This is a genomic window from Tomitella gaofuii, assembly GCF_014126825.1.
GTDB classification, from domain to species: domain Bacteria; phylum Actinomycetota; class Actinomycetes; order Mycobacteriales; family Mycobacteriaceae; genus Tomitella; species Tomitella gaofuii.
The window spans coordinates 1,657,450-1,679,569 of sequence record NZ_CP059900.1 but is presented as its reverse complement, the minus strand read 5'-3'; the positions used below and the strand labels follow the sequence as shown (position 1 = coordinate 1,679,569).

The window sequence follows — 22,120 nt, the reverse complement described above, 5'->3', positions numbered from 1 at the left end:
GGCGGGCCCGGTCGTGGCCCGTTCGCACCCGGACAGTGGCCGTGACACCCTGATGCGATGCTGCAACAGTGCCTGGGCCCCGGAGCGTCCGTGTCCGCGGTGCTCCGGGGCCTCGGCGCACGGGCCGTCCGCCGCGCCACTGCGGGACCCGCCGCGCTGACCGGCCGGTGGTTCGGGGCCGCGGCAGTGATCGCAGCCGAGTGCCGGGCACTCCCTGTCGAACCCCGAAACGCATTCGGCGTCGCCGCGCACCGGCCCACTGCGTCAGCGGGAGATGCCCCCGCAGCGGGTCGCCCCGCGATCGGTGGCGGCTGGATCGGTTACCTGTCCTACCCCGACGGCGCTCGCGCGACCACCCGCCACACCGGGCTTCCCCCCGCCGCCGGGGCCTGGACGGACAGCGTGCTCGTACTCGACACCGGCGGATGCTGGTGGTGGGAGTCGCTGACCGATGCGCGTTGCCCGAGCGACATCGCCGCGCTCACCGCGCACACCGACGACGGTGGTGCCCCGGGGCCGGACTGGTCCGTGGACTGGCACCGCCCCGACGAGACGCGGCATCGCCGCAACGTCACCGCGTGCCTCGAGGCCATCGCGGCCGGGGAGATCTACCAGGCGTGCGTGTGCACCGCCTTCACGGGGCGCTTCGCGGGGTCGCCGTTGGGGTTCTTCGCCGACGCCACGGCCGCCACCACGCCCCTGCGCGCCGCATACATCGACGGCCCCGGCGGCGCGGTCGCCTCACTGTCGCCCGAGACCTTCCTCAGCCGCAGCGGGGACCGGGTCGAGTCGAGCCCCATCAAGGGGACCGCCCCGCTGACCGCACCGCCGGGCGCGCTCCGCCGATCCGTCAAGGACGTGGCCGAGAACATCATGATCGTCGACCTGGTGCGCAACGACCTCGGCCGCGTCGCCGCCACCGGCTCGGTGCGCGCCCGACGCCTGTTGGAGGTGCAGCGGGCGCCCGGCGTGTGGCACCTGGTCTCCACAGTGGCCGCGACGCTCCGGCCGGGAACGGCCGACGCCGACCTGATCGCCGCGGCGTTCCCCCCGGCGTCGGTCACCGGAACGCCCAAGGCCCGGGCACGCGACCTCCTCGACGGGTGGGAGAACCGGCCCCGCGGCGTTTACTGCGGCACGGTCGGCATGCTCTCTCCGGCCGCCGGCCTCGAACTCAACGTGGCCATCCGCACGGTCGAGTTCCGCCCCGACGGGGAGGCGGTGCTGGGCGTCGGCGGGGGGATCACCGCGGACTCGGACCCCGAGTCGGAATGGCAGGAGTGCCTGGACAAGGCGGCGAGCATCGTCGGCCTCGTGCCGTCATGCATCACCGGCGATGCGCATCCCGTCATCCCCGCGCGGTGAGGACCGCCTGGTAGAGCTGCCTTTTCGACACCCCGTGCTCCTCGCCCACCTGCGCGCAGGCGTCCTTGAGCCGAGCTCCGCCGTCCACGCGGAGTTCCACCTCCCCCACCAGCTCCGCCGCCGAGCGTCGGCGGGGCGCCGCGCCGGCGAGTACGACGGAGATCTCGCCACGCACCCCCTCTGCGGCCCACGCTGCCAGCTCGCCGAGCGTGCCGCGGCGCACCTCCTCGTAGGTCTTCGTCATCTCCCGGCACACCGCGGCGCGCCGGTCGGGGCCGAGCACAGCGACCGCGTCCTCGAGGCACGCGGCGAGCCGGTGGGGCGACTCAAAGAACACGCTCGCGCGCGGTTCGTCGCGCAGCGTCGTGAGGAACTCGCGGCGCTTCCCCTGCTTGCGCGGCGCGAACCCGTCGAAGCAGAACCTGTCCACGGGCAGGCCGGACAGAGCGAGGGCCGTCGTCACCGCGGACGGTCCCGGAAGGCAGGTCACCCGGTGGCCCGCGGTGATGGTCGCGTCGACCACGCTGTAGCCCGGGTCGCTCACCGACGGCATCCCCGCGTCGGTCACCAACAGCACCGTCTCCCCGGCGGCGATCGCCTCCACCAGCGCGGGTATCCGGGCCGACTCGACCTGGTCGTAGAAGCTGACCACCCGCCCGCCGATGGCCACCCCCAGCGCTGCGGCGAGCGCCCGCGTACGCCGCGTGTCCTCGGCCGCCACCACGTCCGCGTCCGCGAGCGCCGCGCGCAGGCGCGGTGAGGCGTCAGCGGTCTCCCCCAGCGGCGTCGCCGCCAGCACCAGGCGCCCGCCGTCTCCGCCCCCGGTCGCCGCATCGCGATCAGGCGACCCGCCGCGCGGCGCGCCGGAGGCGTCGGCGCCGACATCGTCGCGTTCGCCCTGCCGGCGTCCGTCCCGGTGTCGCTCTCGTCCATGCCAGCTGAGCCTACGGACATCCGGCGCCCGCGACGCAACGCCTACCATCGTCGTGTGCCGCCGATGACCACCGCCCGCAGTGCTGCCGCCACGGGCGACGCGTCGGCGCCGGTGCCCCGGCCCTCGACCCCGGAGCACGCCGCATTCGGCCGGCGTGCGACGCCGCCGGGGACCGCGCCGAGCCGCACCCGGCTTCGCGGCACCCACGAGGACGGCGGCCCGCATCGGCCGTCGCCCTCGCCGGAGGCGGCGCCCACCGACAGGCTCCGCGGCTGGATCACCACGCTCGTCATCACGGCGATCGCGGGCGTCACCCGGTTCGTCACGCTGGGCAACCCGACGGACGCCGGCACCCCCGTGTTCGACGAGAAGCACTACGCACCGCAGGCGTGGCAGATGCTCGGCGGCGGGTGGATCGAGGACAACCCCGGGTACGAGCTGGTGGTGCATCCGCCCCTCGCCAAACAGCTGATGGCCCTGGGGCAATGGATGTTCGGCTATGACGGCTTCGGGTGGCGCTTCGCCTCCGCGGTGGCGGGCACGGTGCTGGTGCTGCTCATCATCCGGATCGCGCGGCGGATGACCGGGTCGACGATGCTCGGCGCCGTCGCGGGGCTGCTGGCCACCGCCGACGGCGTGCTCACTGTGTCGTCGCGGACCGCGCTGCTCGACATCTTCCTCACCGTCTTCATGGTCGCCGCGTTCGCCTGCCTGCTGCGGGACCGCGAGCAGGTGCTCGACAGGATGTCGCTCGTCGCGGCCGAGGGTCGGATCCACGACTCGGCGTTCGGCCCGCGGCTGGGCTTCCGGTGGTGGCGGTTCGGCGCCGGGGTCCTGCTGGGACTCTCCTGCGCCGCGAAGTGGGGCGGCCTCTACTACGTCGCGTTCTTCGGGCTGCTCTGCGTGATGTCCGACGTTGCGGCGCGCCGGCGCTTCGGGGTGCGGCGCCCGTGGGCGGGCGCGCTCGTGCGCGACACCCCGGCCGCGCTGGCCAGCCTCGTACTGGTGCCCCTGCTCACCTACCTGGGGTCCTGGTGGGCATGGTTCGCGAGCGAAGTGGGCGTGGACCGGCACGCCGTGGGGTGGAAGATCGGGACCGGCGGCGACTTCGCCTTCGTGCCCGACGCGTTGCGCAGCCTCTGGTACTACAGCGCCCACGTGCTCGAGTTCCATGAACACCTCACCAACTCCGCCGGCAACCGGCACCCGTGGGAGTCCAAGCCGTGGACCTGGCCGATGAGCCTGCGGCCGCTGCTGTACTACTTCGCCGACGGCGACAAGGTGACCGGCTGCGGCTCGGACAAGTGTGTGAGCGCGATGATGATCGTCGGCACCCCGGCGATGTGGTGGTTGTCGCTGCCGGTGGCCGCGTGGGCCGTGTGGCGGATCGCCACGCGGCGCGACTGGCGCTACACGTGGATCCTCGTCGGCTACGCGGCCGGCTACCTGCCATGGTTCCTCAACCTCGACCGGCAGATGTACTTCTTCTACTCGGTGGGCCTGGCCCCGTTCCTCATCCTGGCGATCACCCTCGTCCTCGGCGAGATCCTCGGCACGCGGAGGCCGCACCCCCCGCCGCACCCGACCGGACCCGCGCCCGCGCCCCCCGCCCCGGATCCGCGGGCCTACCGCCCCGGCGAACGCCGGCGGCTCGGCCTCGCGATCGTCTGCGGCTACGTCGCCCTCGTCATCGCCAACTACGTGTGGCTGTGGCCGATCCTCACCGGCGGCACCATCTCCGAAGCACACTGGCAAATGGAACTGTGGCTGCCCAGTTGGCGCTGACCGCGAGGAGAAGACCATGACCGGCATCGGTTCGATCACCATCGACCATGACTCGCCGACCGCCCCGTTCGACCAGGTGCGGCTGCAGATCATCGCCCTCGTGCGCGACGGCGGGCTCATCGCCGGGCAGAAGCTGCCGGCCGTCCGTGAGTTGGCGCAGACCCTCGGCATCGCCGCGAACACCGCGGCACGTTCCTATCGCGAGCTCGAGGCCGCAGGAGTCGTCGAGACGCGCGGGCGCAAGGGCACCTTCATCGTCGGCGCCGGCGACGTCACGCGTCGCTCGGCGGAGTTGGCGGCCGTCGAATTCGTCCGCACGGTCCGCGCATTGGGCTTCGACGACGCCGCGATCCGCGGCTTCCTCGAGTCCGCGCTGGACTGACGGCCGCCGGCAGCCCCCGCCCCGATCCGGCTGAGCGGCGGGTGGTGCGCGCCGCGGCGCCCCGGGCGATGATGGTGGCATGCCGACCGCGCCAGAACCCCCTATGCACGATCCCGCCGAACCCGTGCCCCCGGAGGCGCGCGACTGGACGACGATCACCCGCGAGCCATGCGCGGAATGCGGATTCGACCCGTCCACCGTCACCCCTGCGGCGGTGCCCGGCCGCATCCGCGCCACGATCCCGCGGTGGGCGCGGGTGCCCGGGCGCGTGGGAAGCACCGTCCGGCCCTCCCCGGACGTGTGGTCGCCGCTGGAGTACACGTGCCACGTGCGCGACGTCTGCCGTACATTCGCGCAACGCCTGGATCTCATCGTCCGCACCCCGCCCGAGGCTCCGCCCGCTCGCTTCCCGGACTGGGATCAAAATGCCGCGCAGGCGGGCGGCCGCTACAACGCGCAGGACCCCGACGCAGTGGTGGACGAATACGCTGCGGCCGCTGCGGCATTGGCGGACGGTTTCGCCGCGGTGCACGGCGACGCATGGCGGCGGGAGGGCGCCCGCGGCGACGGCGCGCGGTTCACCGCCCTCTCACTGGCTGCGTACCTCGTCCACGACCTCGAACATCATCTGATCGACGTCGACGGCTGACGCCGCGCCGCCGCGCTGACGCAGAGCTGCACCCGCACAAGCGGCCTCAGCGAGCTTCTGCCACCAGCGTGTCGGAGCGCTCCCACAGCGTCTCCGCGGTCTCCGGGTCACGGGCGTGCGCAGCCGCCTGCCCGATCGCGCAGTCCGACAGGTAGGCGCCGCCATGACGGTCGAGGCCGGGCGCGGTCGCGGCCCACACGGAGGTCGCGGCGCCCTGCGCGGGCGACTTGAGCGTGTCGAGCGCCGAAGAGCCGCGGTCCGCGACCAATTTCCGCATCCGCGCGAAGTCGCCGCGGTCCATGTGTCGCGCGAGCCTCGTCCTGCACGAGCCGGGATGCACCGCGAAGGCATGCACTCCGGATTCCGCGAAGCGCGCCTCGAGTTCCACGGCCATCAGTGCGTTCGCCGACTTCGACTGCCCGTAGGCGGCGAACTTGTCGTACTCGCGCGTGCGGAAGTGGGGATCGTCGAGATCCACCGGGTAGCTGCGGTGCCCGTCGGACGAGACGGCGATGACACGCGACGGTCTCCCTCGCTCGGCGCCCACGCGCAGCGCGGGCAGCAGCATCGTCGTGAGCAGGAAGTGCCCGAGATGGTTGGTGCCGAACTGCGACTCGAATCCGTCGGCCGTGCGCGACAGCGGCGTGTACATCACGCCAGCGTTGTTGACCAGCATATTCAGCCCGCCGGTCCGCGCGGATACGGCCGCCGCCGCGGCGGCGACGCTGCGCAGGTCGGCGAGGTCCAGCTTCAGGGTCTCCACCCCGGCACCCGGGACCGTGTCCCGGATGCGCTGCGCCGCCGCCTCGCCGCCCGCACCGCGCCGGGCGGCGAGGATCACCCGGGCCCCGGCCAGCGCGAGCGCCCGCGCGGTCTCCTCCCCCAGTCCGCCGCCCGCACCGGTCACCAGGGCGGTCATGCCGGTGCAGTCCGCACCGGCGGTCGCCTCTTGGGCCGTGGCCTGCGCGCCGCCGGGCAATTTCGGTGCATCCGCGGTCATCCGTGCTCCGTTCCGTTCCGCCGATCGACCCGCCCGCCGGGTGAGCGCATCCGATCGGCCGGTCCGTCCGATGACAGCAGCCGCGCCGTACCGCGCGCAGACCGGTTCTCACGCACCGGGAATGCCGCGGAACGCATCGGGCTTCCCGCGCCTCCGGTCCCCGTCGCGCCGGGAAACCCAGCGCCTAGAAACCCAGCGTCACACCGCCGCCGGCTCCGCCGCCGAAGAAGCCGCCGACGTCGGAGATGCCCCGCTGGGTGACGCTGCCGACAGTGACGCGGATCGGCGCGGGCGTGTCCTCGAGACGGTCCGGGGCGATGTTCGTCCACACGGTGGCGTCGCCGCGGCTGGTCCGCAGGTGGTAGTAGACGTCGTAGTCGCCTGCCGCGACGTCGTCGAAGCTGTGGGAGGCGGACGGCTGCGCGGACGTCAACGCCACCGCGGCCTCGGCGATGGGGGCGGGACGCACGAAGGCCTGCAACGGGGCATCCGCTCCGCGCGGGTAGAACGCGAGGCGGCACTCATCCCCGTCCGCCGCGTGAGGGTAGGACACCGTCACCGCGATCGACGCCGCACCGCCCACCGCGGACACGTCGGGCGCGCTGCGTGCGCCGTCGGAGCGCACCTGATCCAGCCCCGTCTTCTGGTTCTTCATGACAAAGCCCATCGGTCCCCTTCCTCGACGCGGACAGGCGTGCCGAAGCCGGCCGCCGGGGCCCAGCGCGGGAGTCCCGGGGTCCGCACCGGAAGGCCCGGGCGGCACGCCACCTTGCACGGTACCTGTGCACCGGCCGCCCGCCCGGCGCCTCAGCGACCGGGTGTCGCTGATCCCCCTGTTTCGTGGCCACCCTGTGCAGGCCCGTACTCATGGGCGCCCCTGCGCTCGAACCCGGTCTCCGGTTCCGCCTCCACGCCGGTCGCCGGCGTGCGCGGCTCCGCCTCCGCGGCGGGTCGCCGCGTGCCCACCGCGCGGCGGCCGCGCACGGACACACGGCCCTGCGCGGCCGCGGCGAGGAAGACGATCACCACGCCCAGCAGACTGAAGAACGCCAGCTCCTCGAGGGCGCGCATCCCGCTGCTCGTCCCCGTCGGCACTCCCACATCGCCGATACCCCAGGGGTCGGCGAGCGTCCGGCCGATGACGAACCAGGCTCCGGCGGCCGCCGCCAGCCAGGCGCCCAGCGACGCGGACGCCCGGCTTCCGCTGCCGATGAGGATCAGTCCGCCGAGGATCGCCGCGGCGCCCGGCAGCACCTCGAGCCAGCCGCGCGCCGCCGTCCACTGCCACGCGGTGTCCGGCGTGAAGGCGAAGCCGAACAGGGGGCCGACGAAGGGGATGATCGCACCCCACGCGCCCAGAAGTATCAGCAGTATCCCGCTGACCGCGCCGCGGCTGCGCGGCATGGTCAGCAGGCCTTCGCGGTCCGCCGCAGAATCCCGGGTCCACATGTCGACCTCCCTCGGTCGGAAGAACCGTGGACGCCGATTACCCGCCCCCGCGCCGCGGCAAACACTCCGGACCCTGCACACACCCCCGCCCTGGCGGTGCCGGCTACGCGAACGGGTCCATGCCGTGCAGCTCCGCCGTCACCGCCGCCGCAGTGGCACGCAGCGCCGCGGCCTTGCGCTCGATCTCCGCGCGCGCGATCTCGGCGCCGACATGCAAGGTCACCACCATCGCCTGGCGCCCGGACGCGTGGAACACCGGCGCCGCGATGACATTGACGCGATGCGGCCCGTCCGCCCCGCCGTCCGCGTCGGGCAGGTACACGCGCTCACCCAGGCTCGTGACCATCTCGCCCACCAGCCCGCGCACCTCCTCCGGCAGTTCGGTGGTGTCGAAGCCGGCCATCAACCGGTAGAGCCGCTGGCCCGCCGGGGTGAGCCTGTCCACCAGGTACCCGCGTGCACGGCACTGCGCCACCACGCTGCGCAGCCGATCGCGGTCGAGACGGACGGGCGCCGTCGGCGCGCGCGAGAGCCACTGCTCGAACACCGCGTCCGGTTCCCACAGCGCGTACATCAAGCCCACCGGCGGCGCGAACGGGTAGGTCTTGCCGGTGGCCGGCCGCCCGCCCTCCGGCAAGGCGCCGGCGGATTCGAGGACGACGATCCTGCCGCCGGCCACCGCCGACGCGGTGCACACGGAGTGGTGGTCGGCGGCCAGGCGTTCGAGGTGCCGGCGGGCCACCACCCCGATGGGCAGCCCGTCGCCGGCCGCGCGGCCCGCGGCGATGAGCGACGGCCCCGGCCCGTAGGTGGTGTCTGCATCGTCGCGCACCAGGTATCCGGCTTCGCAGAGTTCCGTGAGGATCCCGAGGCATGTGGGCTTGCTGATCTCCAGGCGGCGGGCCAGTTCGGACAGTCCGTAGCGCCGGTCCGGGTGCTGCACGAAGTGGTCGAGGACGCGGATCACGCGGCGGGCGGGCGGCGACCGCCGTACGCCACGACCGCCGCGGGCCTCCTCGTCCGGCTGCGCGTCCGACATCCGCATCACCCATTGACCTTCCCCGCGTCCCGGTGACAGGATCGCATTGCAAAAGCTACCGGGTCGGTACATATTTGTACCAGCATCGCGACCTCCGCGCGAGGCGCCGCCGCACCGCCGTCCCGGCCGCGCGGCCCCGGACCTTCCCCGACCCGACGAGGAGACGACGTGCCAGCCACCGAGCAACGCGGCGACGGCCCCGCCGCGAACGCCGCCCCGGACGCCGGACGGTGCACCCGGCCGTTCACCGATGCCGTCGCCGAGGCGGAGCGTCTGGTCGCCGGCGCCCCGCATGTGCGCACCGACCAGGACCTGGTGGAGGGCATGCAGTACCTCGCCGGCTGCATCGCATCCACACTGCACGGCGCGTGGGCGCCGGTGCGTACGCATCCCGTCCTCATGCAGGGCACCGGCCCCTACACCAAGATGGGCCTGGACAACCCGGACACCCTCTACTACGGATGCGCCGTCGAGGCCGGGTGCGAGTACATCGTGAGCGGCCGCCGCGGCGACGCTGCCGATATCAGCTTCCAGGTCATCGGGGGTTCCTACACCGACTCCGAGGTGCCGCCGAGCTCCCTCGCCTTCGACGACCGCGAGCTGGACATCGACTCCGGCGGCGCGTTCGAGGTGCGCTTCGGGCCCGACGAGGGCCGCGCGGCGGCGGAGCGCAACTACTTCGCCCTGCCGGAGGGGTCGCGTCAGCTGGTGATCCGCGAGGTCTACAGCGACTGGGGCCAGGCACGATCGCCGTTGTCGGTGCGGGTGCGCCGGGAGGACACCGCGGGCACCGCGCCGGCGCCGTTCACCGTGGCCGATGCGCACAAGCGCTATGAGCGCGCCGGACGCGCCCTGGTGCAGCGCGTGCGCACGTGGCTGCAGTTTCCGGAATGGTTCTACCTCAACCTGCCGGTGAACACGATGTCCGCGCCGCGGCTGACCCCGGGCGGCCTGGCCACACAGTATTCGTCGGTGGGGCACTACGAGCTGGCCGGCGACCAGGCGATGATCATCACCGTGCCCCGCTCGGACGCGCCCTACCAGGGGTTCCAGCTGGGCAGCATGTGGTATATCTCGCTCGACTACGTGCACCACCAGACCTCGCTGAACAACGCCCAGGCGCAGGTGGATCCGGACGGGATGATCCGGATCGTGGTCTCCGAGCGCGACCCGGGCGTCGTCAACCGCGTGGAGACCCTCGGACACGAGCGCGGGTATCTGCAATTCCGCTGGCAGCGGACCTCCCGCGAGTACACCCCGGACGACGGCCCGACGGTGGCGGTGGTGCCGTTCGACGACGTCGCCGCGCACCTGCCGTACTACTCGCAGAACACCATCACCGCCGACGCCTACGCCGAGCGGATCGCCCTGCGCCAGGCGCAGTTCGCCGAAAGGATGCTGGGATGAGCGCACAGCCGCACGCGGGCGCAGGCCTGCTCGACGGGACGGTCGTCGTCGTGTCCGGCGTCGGCCCCGGCCTGGGACAGGCCATCGCCCTGCGGTGCGCCGGCCAGGGTGCCGACGTCGTGCTCGCAGCACGGACCAAGGACCGCCTCGACGAGGTCGCCGGGCAGGTGCGCGCCCTCGGCCGGCGTGCGCTCGTCGTGCCCACCGACATCACGGACGCCGATTCCGCCGCGGCCCTCCGCGACGCCGCGACGGCCGAGTTCGGGCGGGTCGACACGCTGGTCAACAACGCCTTCACGATCCCGTCACGCAAGCCCTTCGCGCAGACCGACTTCGCCCACATCCGCGACGCCATCGAGCTCACGGTGTTCGGCGCGCTGCGGCTCACGCAGCTTTTCACGGATGCGCTGACAGAATCCGCCGGTGCGGTCGTGAACATCAACTCGATGGTGCTGCGCCACTCCCAGGAGCGCTACGGCAGCTACAAGCTGGCCAAGTCCGCGCTGCTGTCGATGTCGCAATCCCTCGCCACCGAGCTGGGGCCGCAGGGCATCCGCGTGAACTCCGTCGCCCCCGGCTTCATCTGGGGGCCCACGCTGCAGGGGTACTTCGCGCACCAAGCCGACAAGTACGGCACCACCGTCGAGCAGATCTATGCCCACACCGCCGCGGGTTCCGACCTGCGCCGGCTGCCCGAGCCGGACCAGATCGCCGATGCCGTCGTCTTCCTCGCCTCGCCGATGGCGGCCGCCATCACCGGCCAATGCCTCGACGTCAACTGCGGCGAATACCACCACTGACGGGCCCCGGCCCACGACACCAGGGAAGGCCCACGATGACCTCCACCGACCGCACCACCGTCGGGACGATCGACGACCTCCACACATCCGCGACCGCCAAGACCGGCCTGGACGATTTCGGTGCGGACGACTATTCCGAGGCGCTCGGGGTGCTGTTGGACTCCTATGCCCGCGACGAGGTGCTCACGCCGCTCGGCAGCAAGATGTCCCGGGTGTTCCTCCGCGGCGCCCTCATCGCGCGACTGCTGTCCGAGGCGGCGTGGAAGCAGCACCCCGAACACGCCGACGTCGCGATCGAACGCCCGATCTTCGTCACCGGCCTGCCGCGCACAGGGACCACAGCGCTGCATCGACTCCTCAATGCCGACCCCGGCCACCAGGGCCTCGAGATGTGGCTGACCGAGATGCCCCAGCCCAGGCCGCCGCGCGAGAGCTGGGAGTCCGATCCGGTGTTCAGCGCCATCGAGGAGGGCTTCCGCCGGCATCACGTGGAGAACCCCGAGTTCATGGGCGTGCACTACATGTCGGCCGCCGAGGTCGAGGAATGCTGGCAACTGCTGCGCCAGACGTTCCTGTCCGTCTCCTACGAATGCCTGGGCCACCTGCCCTCCTACTCGGCGTGGCTGGCCGGGCAGGACTGGACCGGCGCCTACGCCCGGCACAAGCGCAACCTGCAGCTGATCGGCCTGAACGACCAGGACAAGCGCTGGGTGCTCAAGAACCCCAGCCACCTGTTCGCGCTCGACGAGATCATGGCGGTGTATCCGGACGCGCTCATCATCCAGACCCACCGCGACCCGGTGACCGCGATGGCCTCCGCGTGCAGCCTCGCCTCGCACGCCACCGACGGATGGTCGGAGGTGTTCCGCGGCGAGAACATCGGCCCCGGCCAGCTGGAGCTGTGGGCGCGGGGGCTCGACACGTTCAACACCGCGCGCGCCCGGTACGACCCTGCACAGTTCGTGGACGTCGACTACTCCGACTTCGTCGCCGACCCGCTCGGCACCGTCACGGCGGTGTACGACAGGTTCGGGATCACGCTGAACGCCGGGGCGCAGCGTGCGATGGAGGCCATGCACGCCGAGAGCCGTTCCGGCGCCCGCAAACCCGCGCACCAGTACACGCTCGAGGATTTCGGGCTGACGCGCGCGCAGGTGGCGGACCGCTTCGGCCTCTGAGTGAGGGATCGCGGGGTTAGGCGGACCGCTGTTGCGATCGCTGCGCGGCCTGCTGTCCGGGTTGCCGCCCTGTCTGCTGCTCGGCGTGCGGGTCGTACATGCCTGGCACGCCGAGCGCGGCGCCGATGGCGGCGAGCGCGTCCACCACCGTGCGGCCGCCGAGCTGCGGCCACCCCGTGTACTCGCCCGCATCCCGCGCGCCTTTGCCGCACAACTGCTCGCGCACATCCTTGACGTCGCTGCCTATCGCGCCGTCGAATGCGGCCGTGAACGCGTTGACCCGATCAACCTGACTCGTCATATCGCCCGCCTCCTCATCGTCTGTGCGCACAACCTCGCATGTGCTCTGCCCTCGCATGTTCGTTCGCTGCAGCGTGCATCCAGCACCACCACAGCACTCAGGCCGCCGGGATCACCTGTCACGCAGCGCCGTCAGTACCGCCGCGACACCGTCTGTCACGGTACGGCCCCCGAGCTGCGGCCACCCCGTGTACTCGCCCTCGTCGCGCGCATCCTCGCCGTACAGCTGCTCGCGGACATCCTTGACATCGGACCCGACTGCACTCATGAACGCGGCCTTGTACCGGTCGACGGCACGCGAATCCAGCGCGGGGGCCGCGATGCCGCACTCGGCGGCAACCTCCGCTGCGCTCACGCCTGCCGCGAGGTTCATGTCGCAGGGCCCGAACGGGGGTGCCCCCATCGGGTAGCCGGGGATGCCGCCGAGTCTGCCGTCGGTGTACTGGTGCGCGATCTCGCCGGGCAGGCGAGGGTCCACCGGGTAGCCCGCGCCGATCACGCGGAGACCCGCGGGGCGGTCCGGCCACATCGACTGGAAATCGCCCGCATTGGCATATCCGATGACGCGCCGCCGGTCACCCAGCCACTGCGCCAACAGTCCGAATGCGCCGTTGATCCCCGCGGAGTGGTCCCCGTACTGGGAACGGTCGGACTCGACGTCGATCATGCAGACGATCCGCGGGTGCAGGCCGCCGGCCGCCTCGATCATCGACTGCTGCACCGACACGCACGTCCGCCAGTTGGGCCGCCAGAAGAAGTACACGATGCCGAACTCCAGCCGGCCGGCATCGAGCGCGTCACGCATCCACCGGTAGTTCTCGGGGAAGTTCGGATCGCGGATGGTGCCGTCGTTGGATTTGATGGACAGCACACGGTGGGGATAACTGTCGTCGACGGGGCGCTGGTATCCGGAGACGTCCGCGAAGACGGTGTCGACCGTGCGCGCAACCACCTCGCACCCCCTTTTCCACTGCACCCCTGGGTGATCGGCCCACCGGATGCCCCGGGAGCTCCATCTGCCCTCAACGCCATCCTACCGTCGCCACGGGCCTCGCTGCAGCGTCAGCCGCGCGGCGGAGGCTCGCCGATGTCCTCCGCCCAGACGTCGGGATGCTCGCGTTGGAAGCGGGACATGAGGTCGACGCAGCGCCGGTCGTCCAGCACCTCCACCTGCACCCCGCGGCTGCGCAGAAGGCCCACCTCGCCGCCGAAGGTGCGCTCCTCCCCCACCACCACGAACGGAATCCCGAACTGGATGATCGCGCCGGCGCACATAGCACACGGCGCGAGCGTGGTGTAAAGGACGGCATCGCGGTACGAGGCGCGGCGCCCCGCCGCGCGCAGGCACGCGATCTCCCCGTGCGCCGTCGGATCGCCGGCCTGCACCCGGAGATTCCGCCCGGCCGCGACGAGCACACCGCCGACCTCCAACGCTGCACCGACGGGCACGCCCCCGTCGTCCAGGCCTCCGGCGGCTTCCTGCACAGCCGCGTCGATGCCCGCTCGGTTCCATCGCCTCGGACCCATGAGCCGAGGATAGGGCGTCGCCGCCCGGGCGGTCACGGTTCTGGCGGCGATGCCGATCAGCGGTGCTGACCGCGCCGCGCCGGTAGGATCCGGCACGACTCGACTCCACTGCCCGCAGGCGACCCGGCTCCCCGCGCCGGCACGGCCGACAGGGCGATGCCGCGGGCCCTCCGACGACAAGGGAGCCCCGATGACTCCGCATTCCGCGCCGTGGCCACCACCCCGACCCGCATCCCTACAGTCCGGCCTACGCGGCGGGCGGATTCGCCTTCGTATCGGGTGCGCTGTCCGTGGACGCCGACGGCACGGCGGTTCCCGGCCGCAGCGAGGCCCTCGACGCCGCCCTCGACCGCATGACCGAACGGCTCGCGACCGTCGGCGGCCGGCTCGAGCATGCGGTGAAGCTGACCTACTTCGTCACCGACGTCACGTTGCGTGAGGAGGCCAACCGCCAATTCGAGCGGATCTTCTCCCACCCTCGTCCCGCTCGGACATTCCTCGAGGTCAGCGCCCTGCCCTACGGGGCCACGGTGGAGATCGACTGCATCGCGCTGCTGGCCGACGCTTGACCGCGTACGGGCGCACGCCGCCGCGTCCGACGATCCGCATGCCGGTCTTCCACACCCCTGTCGCCATCCCCGAATGTGCACTCCGTCACGCCCACTGTTAGACAGTAGGACAATAACAACGTGGCGGCGGCCGGCACGCCGCACCGCCGGCGCGCACGAGCACCCGAGGAGCACCGCAATGACCAGCCCGTCACCACGCCGCAGGACCGTCACCCGCGGCGACATCAACCTGGCAGTGTTCGAGCAGGGCGATCCCGACGGGCCCGCAGTGCTGCTCGTGCACGGCTGGCCGGACACCCACCGCCTGTGGGACGGCGTCGTCCCCGCGTTGGCAGAGCACCACCGTGTCGTCACCTACGACACCCGCGGTCACGGCGAGTCCACCGTCCCCGGAACGGTGTCGGAGTTCAGCCTGGACCAGTTGGCCGACGACCTCTACGCCGTCATCGACGCGGTCAGCCCGGACCGCAAGGTGCACCTCGTCGGCCACGACTGGGGCTCGGTGCAGGGATGGGAGGCCGTGTGCCGCGCGGACGCCGACGAGCGGATCGCCACGTTCACGTCCATCTCCGGCCCCAGCCTGGACCACCTGGCCGTGTGGGTGCGGGAACGACTGAGCCGCCCCACCGCACGCGGCATCGGTCAGGCGCTCAGCCAACTGGCATCGTCGGCGTACACGGGGTTCTTCATGACGCCGGCGGTGCCGCGGCTGTTCTTCCGCAGCGTCGGACGGCCCGCGCTCTGGCGCAGGTTCCTGCGCGTCATCGACGGGACGCCGGCCGAGCGGATCCATCTGGCCCCGTCGCTCCAGCGCGACATGATCAGCGGCCTGCGCATCTACTCGGCCAACATCATCCCCCGGCTGCGCCGGCCCGACCCACGCCAGACGACGGTCCCGGTGCGGCTCCTGGTCAACCGGCGTGACATCGCGCTGCGGGCCCGCGATCTACTCGGACGTGGAACGGTGGGTGCACGACCTGTCGCGCACCGACCTGGTCACCGGCCACTGGCTACCGTTCCATTCGTCCGGACTGATCGCGCATGCCGTCGCCGAATTCGTCGCCGGATCCGGCGACGGCGACTGAGTCCGCTACGTCAGACGCGCGGTGGTCAGGCAGGTGGGATCGTCGCCTCCGGTCGCAACCGGGACGGTGGCCGTGCGCCCGTCCTGCTCGAGGGTGACGGTGCCGTCGAAGCCGCGCGGAAGCCACAGTCCGACGAAGCCGTTGTCGAACGTGCGCATCTCCACAGTGGAGATCACCTGCGTCCCATCCGAGTCCGTGGCCGTCACGCGCACGTCGGCGTTGCGCAGCTCGCCCAGGCAGGTGGTGAGGCTGTGGTAGAAGCATCGGTGCGTGGTGTCCGTGTACGGGGCGACGGACACATAGAACTCGTCGGCCGGCAGCGGCACGGCCACCTCCCCGCCGTCCTCGTGTGTGAGCACGACCTGGTCCGCGCGCACCGATGCGAGCAGCCCGTCCGGGCGCTCGGCGACCGGCATCCGGTCCAGGGTGTCGATGATCTCCCGTCCGTCGAGGCCATCGAGCCCGTAAGCCGCCAACCAGACGGCCGGATCGCTTGCGGCACCGCGTCCCCCGGCGGTCTCTGCGGAGTCGGCGGACGAGCAGCCGGCAAGGAACACCGACGCGAAGAACAGTGCGAGGAGGGCCCGGAAAGTCCCCTTCTGTGAACGCATGCCGTCATAGTAGCCAGCGGGTTCACCGGAACCCGCGAGGGCGGTCGCACGCACGCCGCGTCCACTGCGCTCGCTCGACTCCGCGCACCCGATTGGCACGATCACCGGCGACAAGGCGCCTAAGTTCACGTGGTTCCGGCATTGCAGGACGAGTGCGCGGACCGAGGGCGCGCAACAGGATGCGCCGCAGGTTCGGGGAGCAAAACGGAGAATGCCGGGGCATCTCGTCGGATGCCCCGGCATTCTCCGGGTGGAGCTGAGGGGAATCGAACCCCTGACCTACTCGATGCGAACGAGTCGCGCTACCAACTGCGCCACAGCCCCGAAGCGGTCTTGTGGACCGCTGGGAAAAACAATAGCAGGTTCGGACTCGAGCACGAAATCGAGTCCTGACCAGCAGTTTTCATTGCCCCGACGCGTGCCGCAGGTCCTCGTGCGCAGCTGGCGCGTACGGCGGCAGGTGTTCGAAGTCCGGGTCGCCGTCATCCGATTCGAGCACCACCACGCCGCGACGCTGCGGAGGCCCGGGCACCGTTGCCCGTGCTCGGCGGTCCACCTGCTCCTGCGTGCGCGCCTTCTGCAGCCGCGCCATGCGGCGGCGCCGGATCTGCTCCTCGAGCCGCACCTGCCGACGCAGATACCCCAGGTACAGCGTCACCGCCCCTGCGAAGGCCGCGGTGCCCCACCAGAACAACGGCAGGAACAACAGCGCGAAGACCGCGGTGACGACGATGCCGCCGGCCATCGACAAGACCACCCGCTGGCGGGTGCGGTACCTCTCGGCGCTGGCGATCGCGTCCGCCCGCGGATCGAAGCCCCCGCGGCCCGTACGGCGGGGCGCCGCGTCGGAGTCGACCGTGTCCAGTTCCTTCGACACGGTAGGTTCGGAGCCGTCGGCGGGCCCCGACGCGACGGGCTCCGCGTCGGCCGCGCGCCGGTCCGCCGCCGCGCCGCGCGCGTCCGCATCCGGCCCGTCCTCATCCGGCCGACCCGCGCCGGCGTCCTCATCGTGCGCCGCGCCATGCACCGTGCCGGCTGCCGAATCCGAACGGTGCGCCGTGCGCACACGCCCGCCGGCCTCGTCCTCCACGACCTCTGCATCGAGGATCTCGTCGTCCACGTCCGACCCGCCGGAGCGGGTTGTGCCACTGTCCATCTGAGCCTCCGCTCGCGTGGTGTCCGGGTGCTCGAATTGCCGGTGACGCGCCCGCTCCTGCTCCGCAGTGGGGACCCAGTCGGGATCTCCGGCGTGGCCGGCCGCGGGCCCGCGGCGCATCGGCCGTGCCATTCCTCCCCGATGCAGCACGCGCGTGGCGAGGGTCGCCTCGCCCGTGCGCCGCACCGGCTTCCGGCGGCCGGTGACCATGGGGAACAGCACGAAGATCCACACGACGACCAACCCGATCCATACAAGCGAGTTCGGCACGCGGCGACCCCCTCCACTGTTCCTCCGACGACACCCGGACGGGTAGCCGTGCATATCAGGCTAGAGGCAGACCGGGCTCATCGGAACGTGCCACGCCGTGCGCGCCCCGGATCACACGGACCGGCGGCATCCGGTGCGGGTCAATGCCATCGGGCGCGGCCCGCGCGCACCATCCGCGCCGCCGCGGTGTCCGCGAAGTCCTCCGTGGTCATCCCGACGAGGATGTGGTCGCGCCACGCGCCGTCGACGTCCATGTAGTTGCGCAACAGCCCCTCCTCCCGAAACCCCGACCGGCGCAGCACGGACCGGCTCGCCAGATTCTCCGGGCGCACCGTCGCCTCGAGCCGGTGCAGTCCCACCCGGGACAGGCAGTGGTCCACCGCGAGCGCCACCGCGGCCGACGCCACCCGCCTGCCGCTGTAGTCGGTGGACACCCAGTACCCGATCCACGCCGACCGCAGCGGACCACGCACGATGTTGCCGACCGTCAGCTGGCCTGCGTACCTGCCGTCCACCTCGATGACCATCGGAATGATCGCCCCGTGGCGTGCCGCGATCCGCAGCCGCATGCAGATCGCCGGCCACGCCGCCGCCCGGTGGCGGAGTACCCACGGTTCCGCCCCCGTCGGTTCCCACGGCCGCAGGTGGTCCTCATCCCGGATACGGGCCCTGCTCCACTGCTTCGCGTCGCGCATCCGCACCGGCCGCAACGTCACCACGCCCGCAGGCACCTGCAGTGCTCCGATGTGCGCGGGCCAGCCCGGATGCTCCGAGCGTTCGCCGGCGCCCAGTCGACGCCCCGTCGCCGACACTGTGCGGCCTAGCCCTGTTGCGCCAGGAAGACGACCTCGACCTCGTCGCCGGTATCGACCCAGCTGACCTCCGGTGGGATCGTGACGAAGCAGTTCGCCTCGGCGAGCGTCGCGAGCAGATGGGACGACGACCCCGCGGCCCCGCCGAGCGCCTGCACCAGATACTCGTTCGTGGTCTCGTCGCGCATCAGCTGGCCGCGCAGGAAAGCGGTACGCCCCTCGATGGAGCTGATCGGCGCCACCGTGCGTGCCCGCACCTTGCGGCGCATGGGCCGGCGCCGCCCCAGCGCGATCCGGATGAGCGGACGCACCATCACCTCGAACACGACGAGCGCGCTCACCGGGTTGGCCGGCAGCAGGAAGGTGGGCACGCTCTCCGCCCCCAGCAACCCGTACCCCTGCACCGACCCCGGATGCATCGCCACCCGCGCGACCTCGAGAGAACCGAGCTCGGCGAGCACGTCGTGATACCGCTCGGAGGCCATGCCGCCGGCGGCGCCTGCGATGACGATGATCTCCGAGCGCAGCAGGTAGCTCTCCACCGCGTCGCGGAACTCGGCGGGCTCGGAACCTGCGATGCCGACGCGCGACACCTCGGCTCCGGCGTCGCGCGCAGCCGCGGCCAGCGCGTACGAGTTGACGTCGAACACCTGGCCCGTACCCGGGGTGCGGTCGATGTCCACGAGCTCGCCGCCCACGGAGATCACCGCGACGCGCGGGCGCGGATGCACCAGCACCTTGTCGCGGCCGACGGCGGCGAGCAGCCCCACCTGCGCCGGGCCGATGATCGTGCCGGCCTTCACCGCGACATCGCCCGGCTGGACGTCGTCGCCGGTGCGTCGGACGTAGGCCCCGGAGAGCACGGGCTGATAGACGGCCACGCGCGCGTGGCCGCCGTTGGTCCAGCCGGTGGGGAGCACCGCGTCCGCCAGCGTCGGCAACGGAGCGCCGGTGCGCACCCGCACCACCTGGCCGGGCTGCAGTCGCGTCGGCCGGCGCGACCCGGCCGAGACCTCGCCGACCACCGGCAGGGTGAGTTCGGAGGGTGCGCCCTCCGGCCCCGTGACCGCCGAACCCGCATCGCGCACGTCCACGCTGCGCACCGCGTAGCCGTCGATGGCCGCCTGGTCGAACCCGGGCAGCGGACGCGTGGCCACGACCTCCTCCGCGCACAGCAAGCCCTGCGCCTCGGAGATCGCGACGCGGACCGGCCGCGGCGCCACGGCCGATGCCGTCACGCGACTGAGCTGTTCTTCCACCGAACGCAAGCGGCTGTCCCCTTCCTTGCCTGCCGACCCGAGGGTCATGGTCGCACGCGCCGCCGGGATCGACGGTCGATCCGGATACGCCGGGCGTTCACGCCCGCGCGGCCTCCTGCGGCACGCCGAGGTGTTCCAGCAGCCAGGTCCGCAGCTCCGCCCCGTACTCGTCGGACTGCAGTGCGAAATCGACGGCCGCACGCACATACCCGCCGGGGTTGCCCAGGTCGTGGCGCCGGCCGCGGTGCACCACCACGTGCACCGGGTGCCCCTCGTCGATGAGCAGCGCGATGGCGTCGGTGATCTGGAGTTCCCCGCCGGCCCCCGGCTCGATCCTCCTGAGCGCGTCGAACACGGCCCGGTCGAGGATGTACCGGCCGGCGGCGGCCAGCGACGACGGCGCGTCCTGGGGCGCGGGCTTCTCCACCATCCCCGTCACCCGCAGGACGTCCGCGTCCGCGCCGCCGGTTGGCTCGACGGCGAAGACCCCGTAGGCGCTGACTTGATCCTCCGGCACCTCGAACGCGCACAGCACCGAGCCGCCGTGCTCGCTGCGCACCGCGGCCATCTGCGCAAGGACTCCGGTGGGCAGCACGAGGTCGTCCGGCAGCAGGACGGCGACCGCGTCCTCGTCGGCGGCGAGCGCGGACTCGGCGCACCCGATGGCGTGACCGAGCCCGTGGGGCGAGGGCTGCACGACCGCCTTGACGTCGATGAGCTCCGGCGCGCGGCGCACCTTGGCCAGCAGCTCCGTCTTCCCGCGCTCGGCCAGCGTGGCTTCGAGCTCCGGATCCGAGCGGAAGTGCGCGACCACCCCGTCCTTGCCCTCGTTCGTGATGATGATCAGGCGGCGGGCGCCGGCTTCCGCCGCTTCGCCTGCGACGAGCTCGATGCCCGGCGTGTCCACGACGGGCAGCAGCTCCTTCGGCACCGTCTTGGTGGCGGGCAGGAACCGCGTCCCCAGTCCCGCCGCCGGAACGATCGCCGTGCGGAACGGCCCCGCTCCCCACTGCGGCGATACCGCCGGCTCGTCCGCCGCACTCCGAGATGTCATAGCCCTACCCTAACTATTGATCGGCGTGTCACCGCGATCGAGCGGCGCGACGCCGGGTTCAGTGTGCGCTAATACCGGCGCTTCCCCCGGGCCCGGCGCCCCAGGGGCGGCGGAGCGCGATGTCCACGGCGAGAGAGGTGCAACACGGATGTCCAGCAACGACCCGTCCGACGGGGCTGCTTACGCCGCGGCGGCCCGGCATGCGGACCGCCGGCCCTACGGCGACGCCCGGCCCGTCGCCGTCGACAAGCACGCATGGCGCAGGCGCTTCCGTGCGCTGCGCGCCGCGGCCGGCCACGACGCACTCCGTGCCGAGTCGGACGCCCTCGCCGCGGTGTGGCGCACCGAGATCCTCACCACACTCCCGCGGGGGACGACGATCTGCGCGTACGTGCCCACCGACGCGGAGCCGGGCGACATGCGCATGCTCGACGACGCCCTGGCCGCCGGTCTGCGCGTGCTCCTCCCGGTCACCGGCGCGCCGGGGCCGCTGTCCTGGGCGCCGCACACGGGCCGCACTGCTCTGCGCACTGCCCGTTACGGGCTGCTCGAGCCGCCGGGGCCCGTTCTGGATCCCTCCGTCATCGCCGAGGCCGCGCTGATCCTGGTGCCGGCCGTGGCGGTGGACCGGCGCGGGGTGCGACTCGGGCGGGGCGCCGGCTACTACGACCGGACGCTCCCCGCGGCCGCGCCGGGGGCGGCGATGGTCTGCGCCGTCGGCGACGATGAACTGGTCGACGAACTCCCCGAGGATCCGCATGACGTACGGATCGGCACGGTGCTCACCCCCGGCGAAGGGGTGTTCCGCGTCGTCCGGAAGTAGACCGGCACCGACGGCACGGGGAACAACCATTACCATGAATGCGTTGGCACTCATGCAATCGGAGTGCTGAAAAGGCCGGAACTGCGGCGCAGCGAGGTGGACAACCCCGCCCGGCGCGGTGCCCCGGCCCGAGCCGCCCGCGCTCCGCCGCGAAACCAGCCCGCCGCGTCCCGCGCGGCCCACCCCGGGAGGTCCGCCCGTGCCCACCTATTCGTACGCCTGCACCGAGTGCGGCAACAGCTTCGACATCGTCCAGAAGTTCAGCGACGATGCGCTCACGGTGTGCTCGGACTGCGGCGGCCGGCTGCGCAAGCTGTTCAACTCGGTGGGCATCGTATTCAAGGGCAGCGGCTTCTACCGCACCGACAGTCGCTCGGGCACCGTGCCTGCCGGCGCGTCCTCCGACTCGTCGTCGTCGGGGTCGTCCTCGGACTCGTCGGGTTCGGGGTCGTCGTCGGGCTCGTCGGGTTCGGCCGCAGGCGGCGCCAAGTCCGGCTCGGGCGCCCAGTCCAGCCCCGCGCCCGCAGCCTCGGGGTCCGCCGCGGGCTGAGGCACCGCCCACCCCTTCGCTGTGCACGGCCGGCGCGGTTATCCACAACCGCGCCGGCTTTCGTTCGCCGCGCCGCCGCCGCGCCCGTACCGTGGTCCCGGCAGGGCACGGGGAGC

Annotated in this window: 24 protein-coding genes, 1 tRNA gene and 1 pseudogene; 12 read left to right on the top strand and 14 right to left on the bottom strand. The window is 72.2% G+C overall.

Features of this window, described 5'->3' with window-relative positions:
- The first annotated feature begins 57 nt into the window (after positions 1-57).
- Positions 58-1,365, top strand: coding sequence for an aminodeoxychorismate synthase component I (locus tag H4F70_RS07920; protein WP_182359749.1), 1,308 nt, complete (start codon positions 58-60; stop codon positions 1,363-1,365).
- Here H4F70_RS07920 and rsmI read toward each other — a convergent pair.
- Entirely contained in the window at positions 1,349-2,347 is a 999-nt protein-coding gene (gene rsmI / locus H4F70_RS07915) for a 16S rRNA (cytidine(1402)-2'-O)-methyltransferase (RefSeq protein WP_182359748.1), read from the bottom strand. The genes H4F70_RS07920 and rsmI overlap by 17 nt on opposite strands.
- Before the next feature lie 15 nt (positions 2,348-2,362).
- Between rsmI and H4F70_RS07910 the strand changes: the two genes are divergently transcribed.
- From H4F70_RS07910 to H4F70_RS07900, 3 genes are all read left to right on the top strand, one after another.
- Positions 2,363-4,084 (top strand): dolichyl-phosphate-mannose--protein mannosyltransferase, encoded by a 1,722-nt coding sequence (locus H4F70_RS07910; protein WP_182360255.1) that lies wholly within the window; start codon positions 2,363-2,365, stop codon positions 4,082-4,084.
- Positions 4,085-4,100: 16 nt separating this feature from the next.
- Positions 4,101-4,466, top strand: coding sequence for a GntR family transcriptional regulator (locus H4F70_RS07905; RefSeq protein ID WP_182359747.1), 366 nt, complete (start codon positions 4,101-4,103; stop codon positions 4,464-4,466).
- 79 nt (positions 4,467-4,545) lie between these two features.
- A complete protein-coding gene (locus H4F70_RS07900) occupies positions 4,546-5,115 on the top strand; it encodes a DinB family protein (RefSeq protein WP_220471781.1) in 570 nt (189 codons plus the stop codon).
- 46 nt (positions 5,116-5,161) lie between these two features.
- Here the strand turns inward: H4F70_RS07900 and H4F70_RS07895 are convergent, their stop codons facing one another.
- The 4 genes from H4F70_RS07895 to H4F70_RS07880 all read right to left on the bottom strand — a co-directional run bounded on the left by H4F70_RS07895 (position 5,162) and on the right by H4F70_RS07880 (position 8,609).
- On the bottom strand, positions 5,162-6,115 hold the full coding sequence (locus H4F70_RS07895; RefSeq protein ID WP_182359746.1) for an SDR family NAD(P)-dependent oxidoreductase: 954 nt from the start codon (positions 6,113-6,115) through the stop codon (positions 5,162-5,164).
- 184 nt (positions 6,116-6,299) lie between these two features.
- Positions 6,300-6,782 (bottom strand): hypothetical protein, encoded by a 483-nt coding sequence (locus H4F70_RS07890; RefSeq protein ID WP_182345654.1) that lies wholly within the window; start codon positions 6,780-6,782, stop codon positions 6,300-6,302.
- A gap of 140 nt (positions 6,783-6,922) precedes the next feature.
- Positions 6,923-7,564: a hypothetical protein gene (locus tag H4F70_RS07885; protein ID WP_182359745.1), complete on the bottom strand. Its 642-nt coding sequence runs from the start codon at positions 7,562-7,564 to the stop codon at positions 6,923-6,925.
- Between the two features lie 103 nt (positions 7,565-7,667).
- Entirely contained in the window at positions 7,668-8,609 is a 942-nt protein-coding gene (locus tag H4F70_RS07880) for an IclR family transcriptional regulator (RefSeq protein ID WP_182359744.1), read from the bottom strand.
- A gap of 267 nt (positions 8,610-8,876) precedes the next feature.
- Between H4F70_RS07880 and H4F70_RS07875 the strand changes: the two genes are divergently transcribed.
- From H4F70_RS07875 to H4F70_RS07865, 3 genes are read left to right on the top strand one after another with little or no spacing between them, the layout of a single operon-like run.
- Positions 8,877-10,010, top strand: a complete 1,134-nt coding sequence (locus H4F70_RS07875) for a hypothetical protein (protein WP_182360253.1) — start codon at positions 8,877-8,879, stop codon at positions 10,008-10,010.
- Positions 10,007-10,810, top strand: coding sequence for an SDR family oxidoreductase (locus tag H4F70_RS07870; protein ID WP_182345658.1), 804 nt, complete (start codon positions 10,007-10,009; stop codon positions 10,808-10,810). Before H4F70_RS07875 ends, H4F70_RS07870 begins: the two co-directional genes overlap by 4 nt.
- A gap of 35 nt (positions 10,811-10,845) precedes the next feature.
- Complete coding sequence (locus tag H4F70_RS07865; RefSeq protein ID WP_182359743.1) at positions 10,846-11,988, top strand: sulfotransferase family protein; 1,143 nt, start codon at positions 10,846-10,848, stop codon at positions 11,986-11,988.
- A 16-nt stretch (positions 11,989-12,004) separates the two neighbouring features.
- Here the strand turns inward: H4F70_RS07865 and H4F70_RS20475 are convergent, their stop codons facing one another.
- The 3 genes from H4F70_RS20475 to H4F70_RS07850 all read right to left on the bottom strand — a co-directional run bounded on the left by H4F70_RS20475 (position 12,005) and on the right by H4F70_RS07850 (position 13,815).
- Positions 12,005-12,289 carry a hypothetical protein gene (locus H4F70_RS20475; RefSeq protein ID WP_308316609.1) on the bottom strand — a complete coding sequence of 95 codons (285 nt, stop codon included), beginning with the start codon at positions 12,287-12,289 and terminating at the stop codon, positions 12,005-12,007.
- Between the two features lie 111 nt (positions 12,290-12,400).
- Positions 12,401-13,240 (bottom strand): hypothetical protein, encoded by an 840-nt coding sequence (locus H4F70_RS07855; RefSeq protein WP_182359742.1) that lies wholly within the window; start codon positions 13,238-13,240, stop codon positions 12,401-12,403.
- 110 nt (positions 13,241-13,350) lie between these two features.
- The gene (locus H4F70_RS07850; RefSeq protein ID WP_182359741.1) at positions 13,351-13,815 is read right to left on the bottom strand and encodes a nucleoside deaminase; all 465 of its coding nucleotides are present in this window, start codon (positions 13,813-13,815) and stop codon (positions 13,351-13,353) included.
- 200 nt (positions 13,816-14,015) lie between these two features.
- Here H4F70_RS07850 and H4F70_RS07845 point away from each other — a divergent pair, with 200 nt between their 5' ends.
- The 3 genes and pseudogenes from H4F70_RS07845 (at position 14,016) to H4F70_RS20460 (ending at position 15,469) form a co-directional block, all read left to right on the top strand.
- Positions 14,016-14,384, top strand: a complete 369-nt coding sequence (locus H4F70_RS07845) for a RidA family protein (RefSeq protein ID WP_182360252.1) — start codon at positions 14,016-14,018, stop codon at positions 14,382-14,384.
- 73 nt (positions 14,385-14,457) lie between these two features.
- A pseudogene (locus tag H4F70_RS20965) lies at positions 14,458-15,282 on the top strand (alpha/beta fold hydrolase); the annotation flags it as partial.
- Between the two features lie 22 nt (positions 15,283-15,304).
- The gene (locus tag H4F70_RS20460) at positions 15,305-15,469 is read left to right on the top strand and encodes a hypothetical protein (RefSeq protein WP_235681403.1); all 165 of its coding nucleotides are present in this window, start codon (positions 15,305-15,307) and stop codon (positions 15,467-15,469) included.
- A gap of 5 nt (positions 15,470-15,474) precedes the next feature.
- Here the strand turns inward: H4F70_RS20460 and H4F70_RS07835 are convergent, their stop codons facing one another.
- The 6 genes from H4F70_RS07835 to H4F70_RS07810 form a co-directional block, all read right to left on the bottom strand.
- A complete protein-coding gene (locus H4F70_RS07835; RefSeq protein WP_182359740.1) occupies positions 15,475-16,080 on the bottom strand; it encodes a CueP family metal-binding protein in 606 nt (201 codons plus the stop codon).
- 251 nt (positions 16,081-16,331) lie between these two features.
- A tRNA-Ala gene (locus tag H4F70_RS07830) sits at positions 16,332-16,404 on the bottom strand.
- A 79-nt stretch (positions 16,405-16,483) separates the two neighbouring features.
- Complete coding sequence (gene sepX, locus H4F70_RS07825) at positions 16,484-17,506, bottom strand: divisome protein SepX/GlpR (RefSeq protein WP_182359739.1); 1,023 nt, start codon at positions 17,504-17,506, stop codon at positions 16,484-16,486.
- Between the two features lie 140 nt (positions 17,507-17,646).
- Positions 17,647-18,318, bottom strand: a complete 672-nt coding sequence (locus H4F70_RS07820) for a GNAT family N-acetyltransferase (RefSeq protein WP_235681402.1) — start codon at positions 18,316-18,318, stop codon at positions 17,647-17,649.
- A gap of 8 nt (positions 18,319-18,326) precedes the next feature.
- Entirely contained in the window at positions 18,327-19,586 is a 1,260-nt protein-coding gene (glp, locus tag H4F70_RS07815; protein WP_182345674.1) for a molybdotransferase-like divisome protein Glp, read from the bottom strand.
- Positions 19,587-19,674: 88 nt separating this feature from the next.
- A complete protein-coding gene (locus H4F70_RS07810; protein WP_182359738.1) occupies positions 19,675-20,631 on the bottom strand; it encodes a UTP--glucose-1-phosphate uridylyltransferase in 957 nt (318 codons plus the stop codon).
- Between the two features lie 148 nt (positions 20,632-20,779).
- Here H4F70_RS07810 and H4F70_RS07805 point away from each other — a divergent pair, with 148 nt between their 5' ends.
- Entirely contained in the window at positions 20,780-21,454 is a 675-nt protein-coding gene (locus H4F70_RS07805) for a 5-formyltetrahydrofolate cyclo-ligase (RefSeq protein WP_182359737.1), read from the top strand.
- 199 nt (positions 21,455-21,653) lie between these two features.
- A complete protein-coding gene (locus H4F70_RS07800) occupies positions 21,654-22,004 on the top strand; it encodes an FmdB family zinc ribbon protein (RefSeq protein WP_182359736.1) in 351 nt (116 codons plus the stop codon).
- Positions 22,005-22,120: the final 116 nt, after the last annotated feature.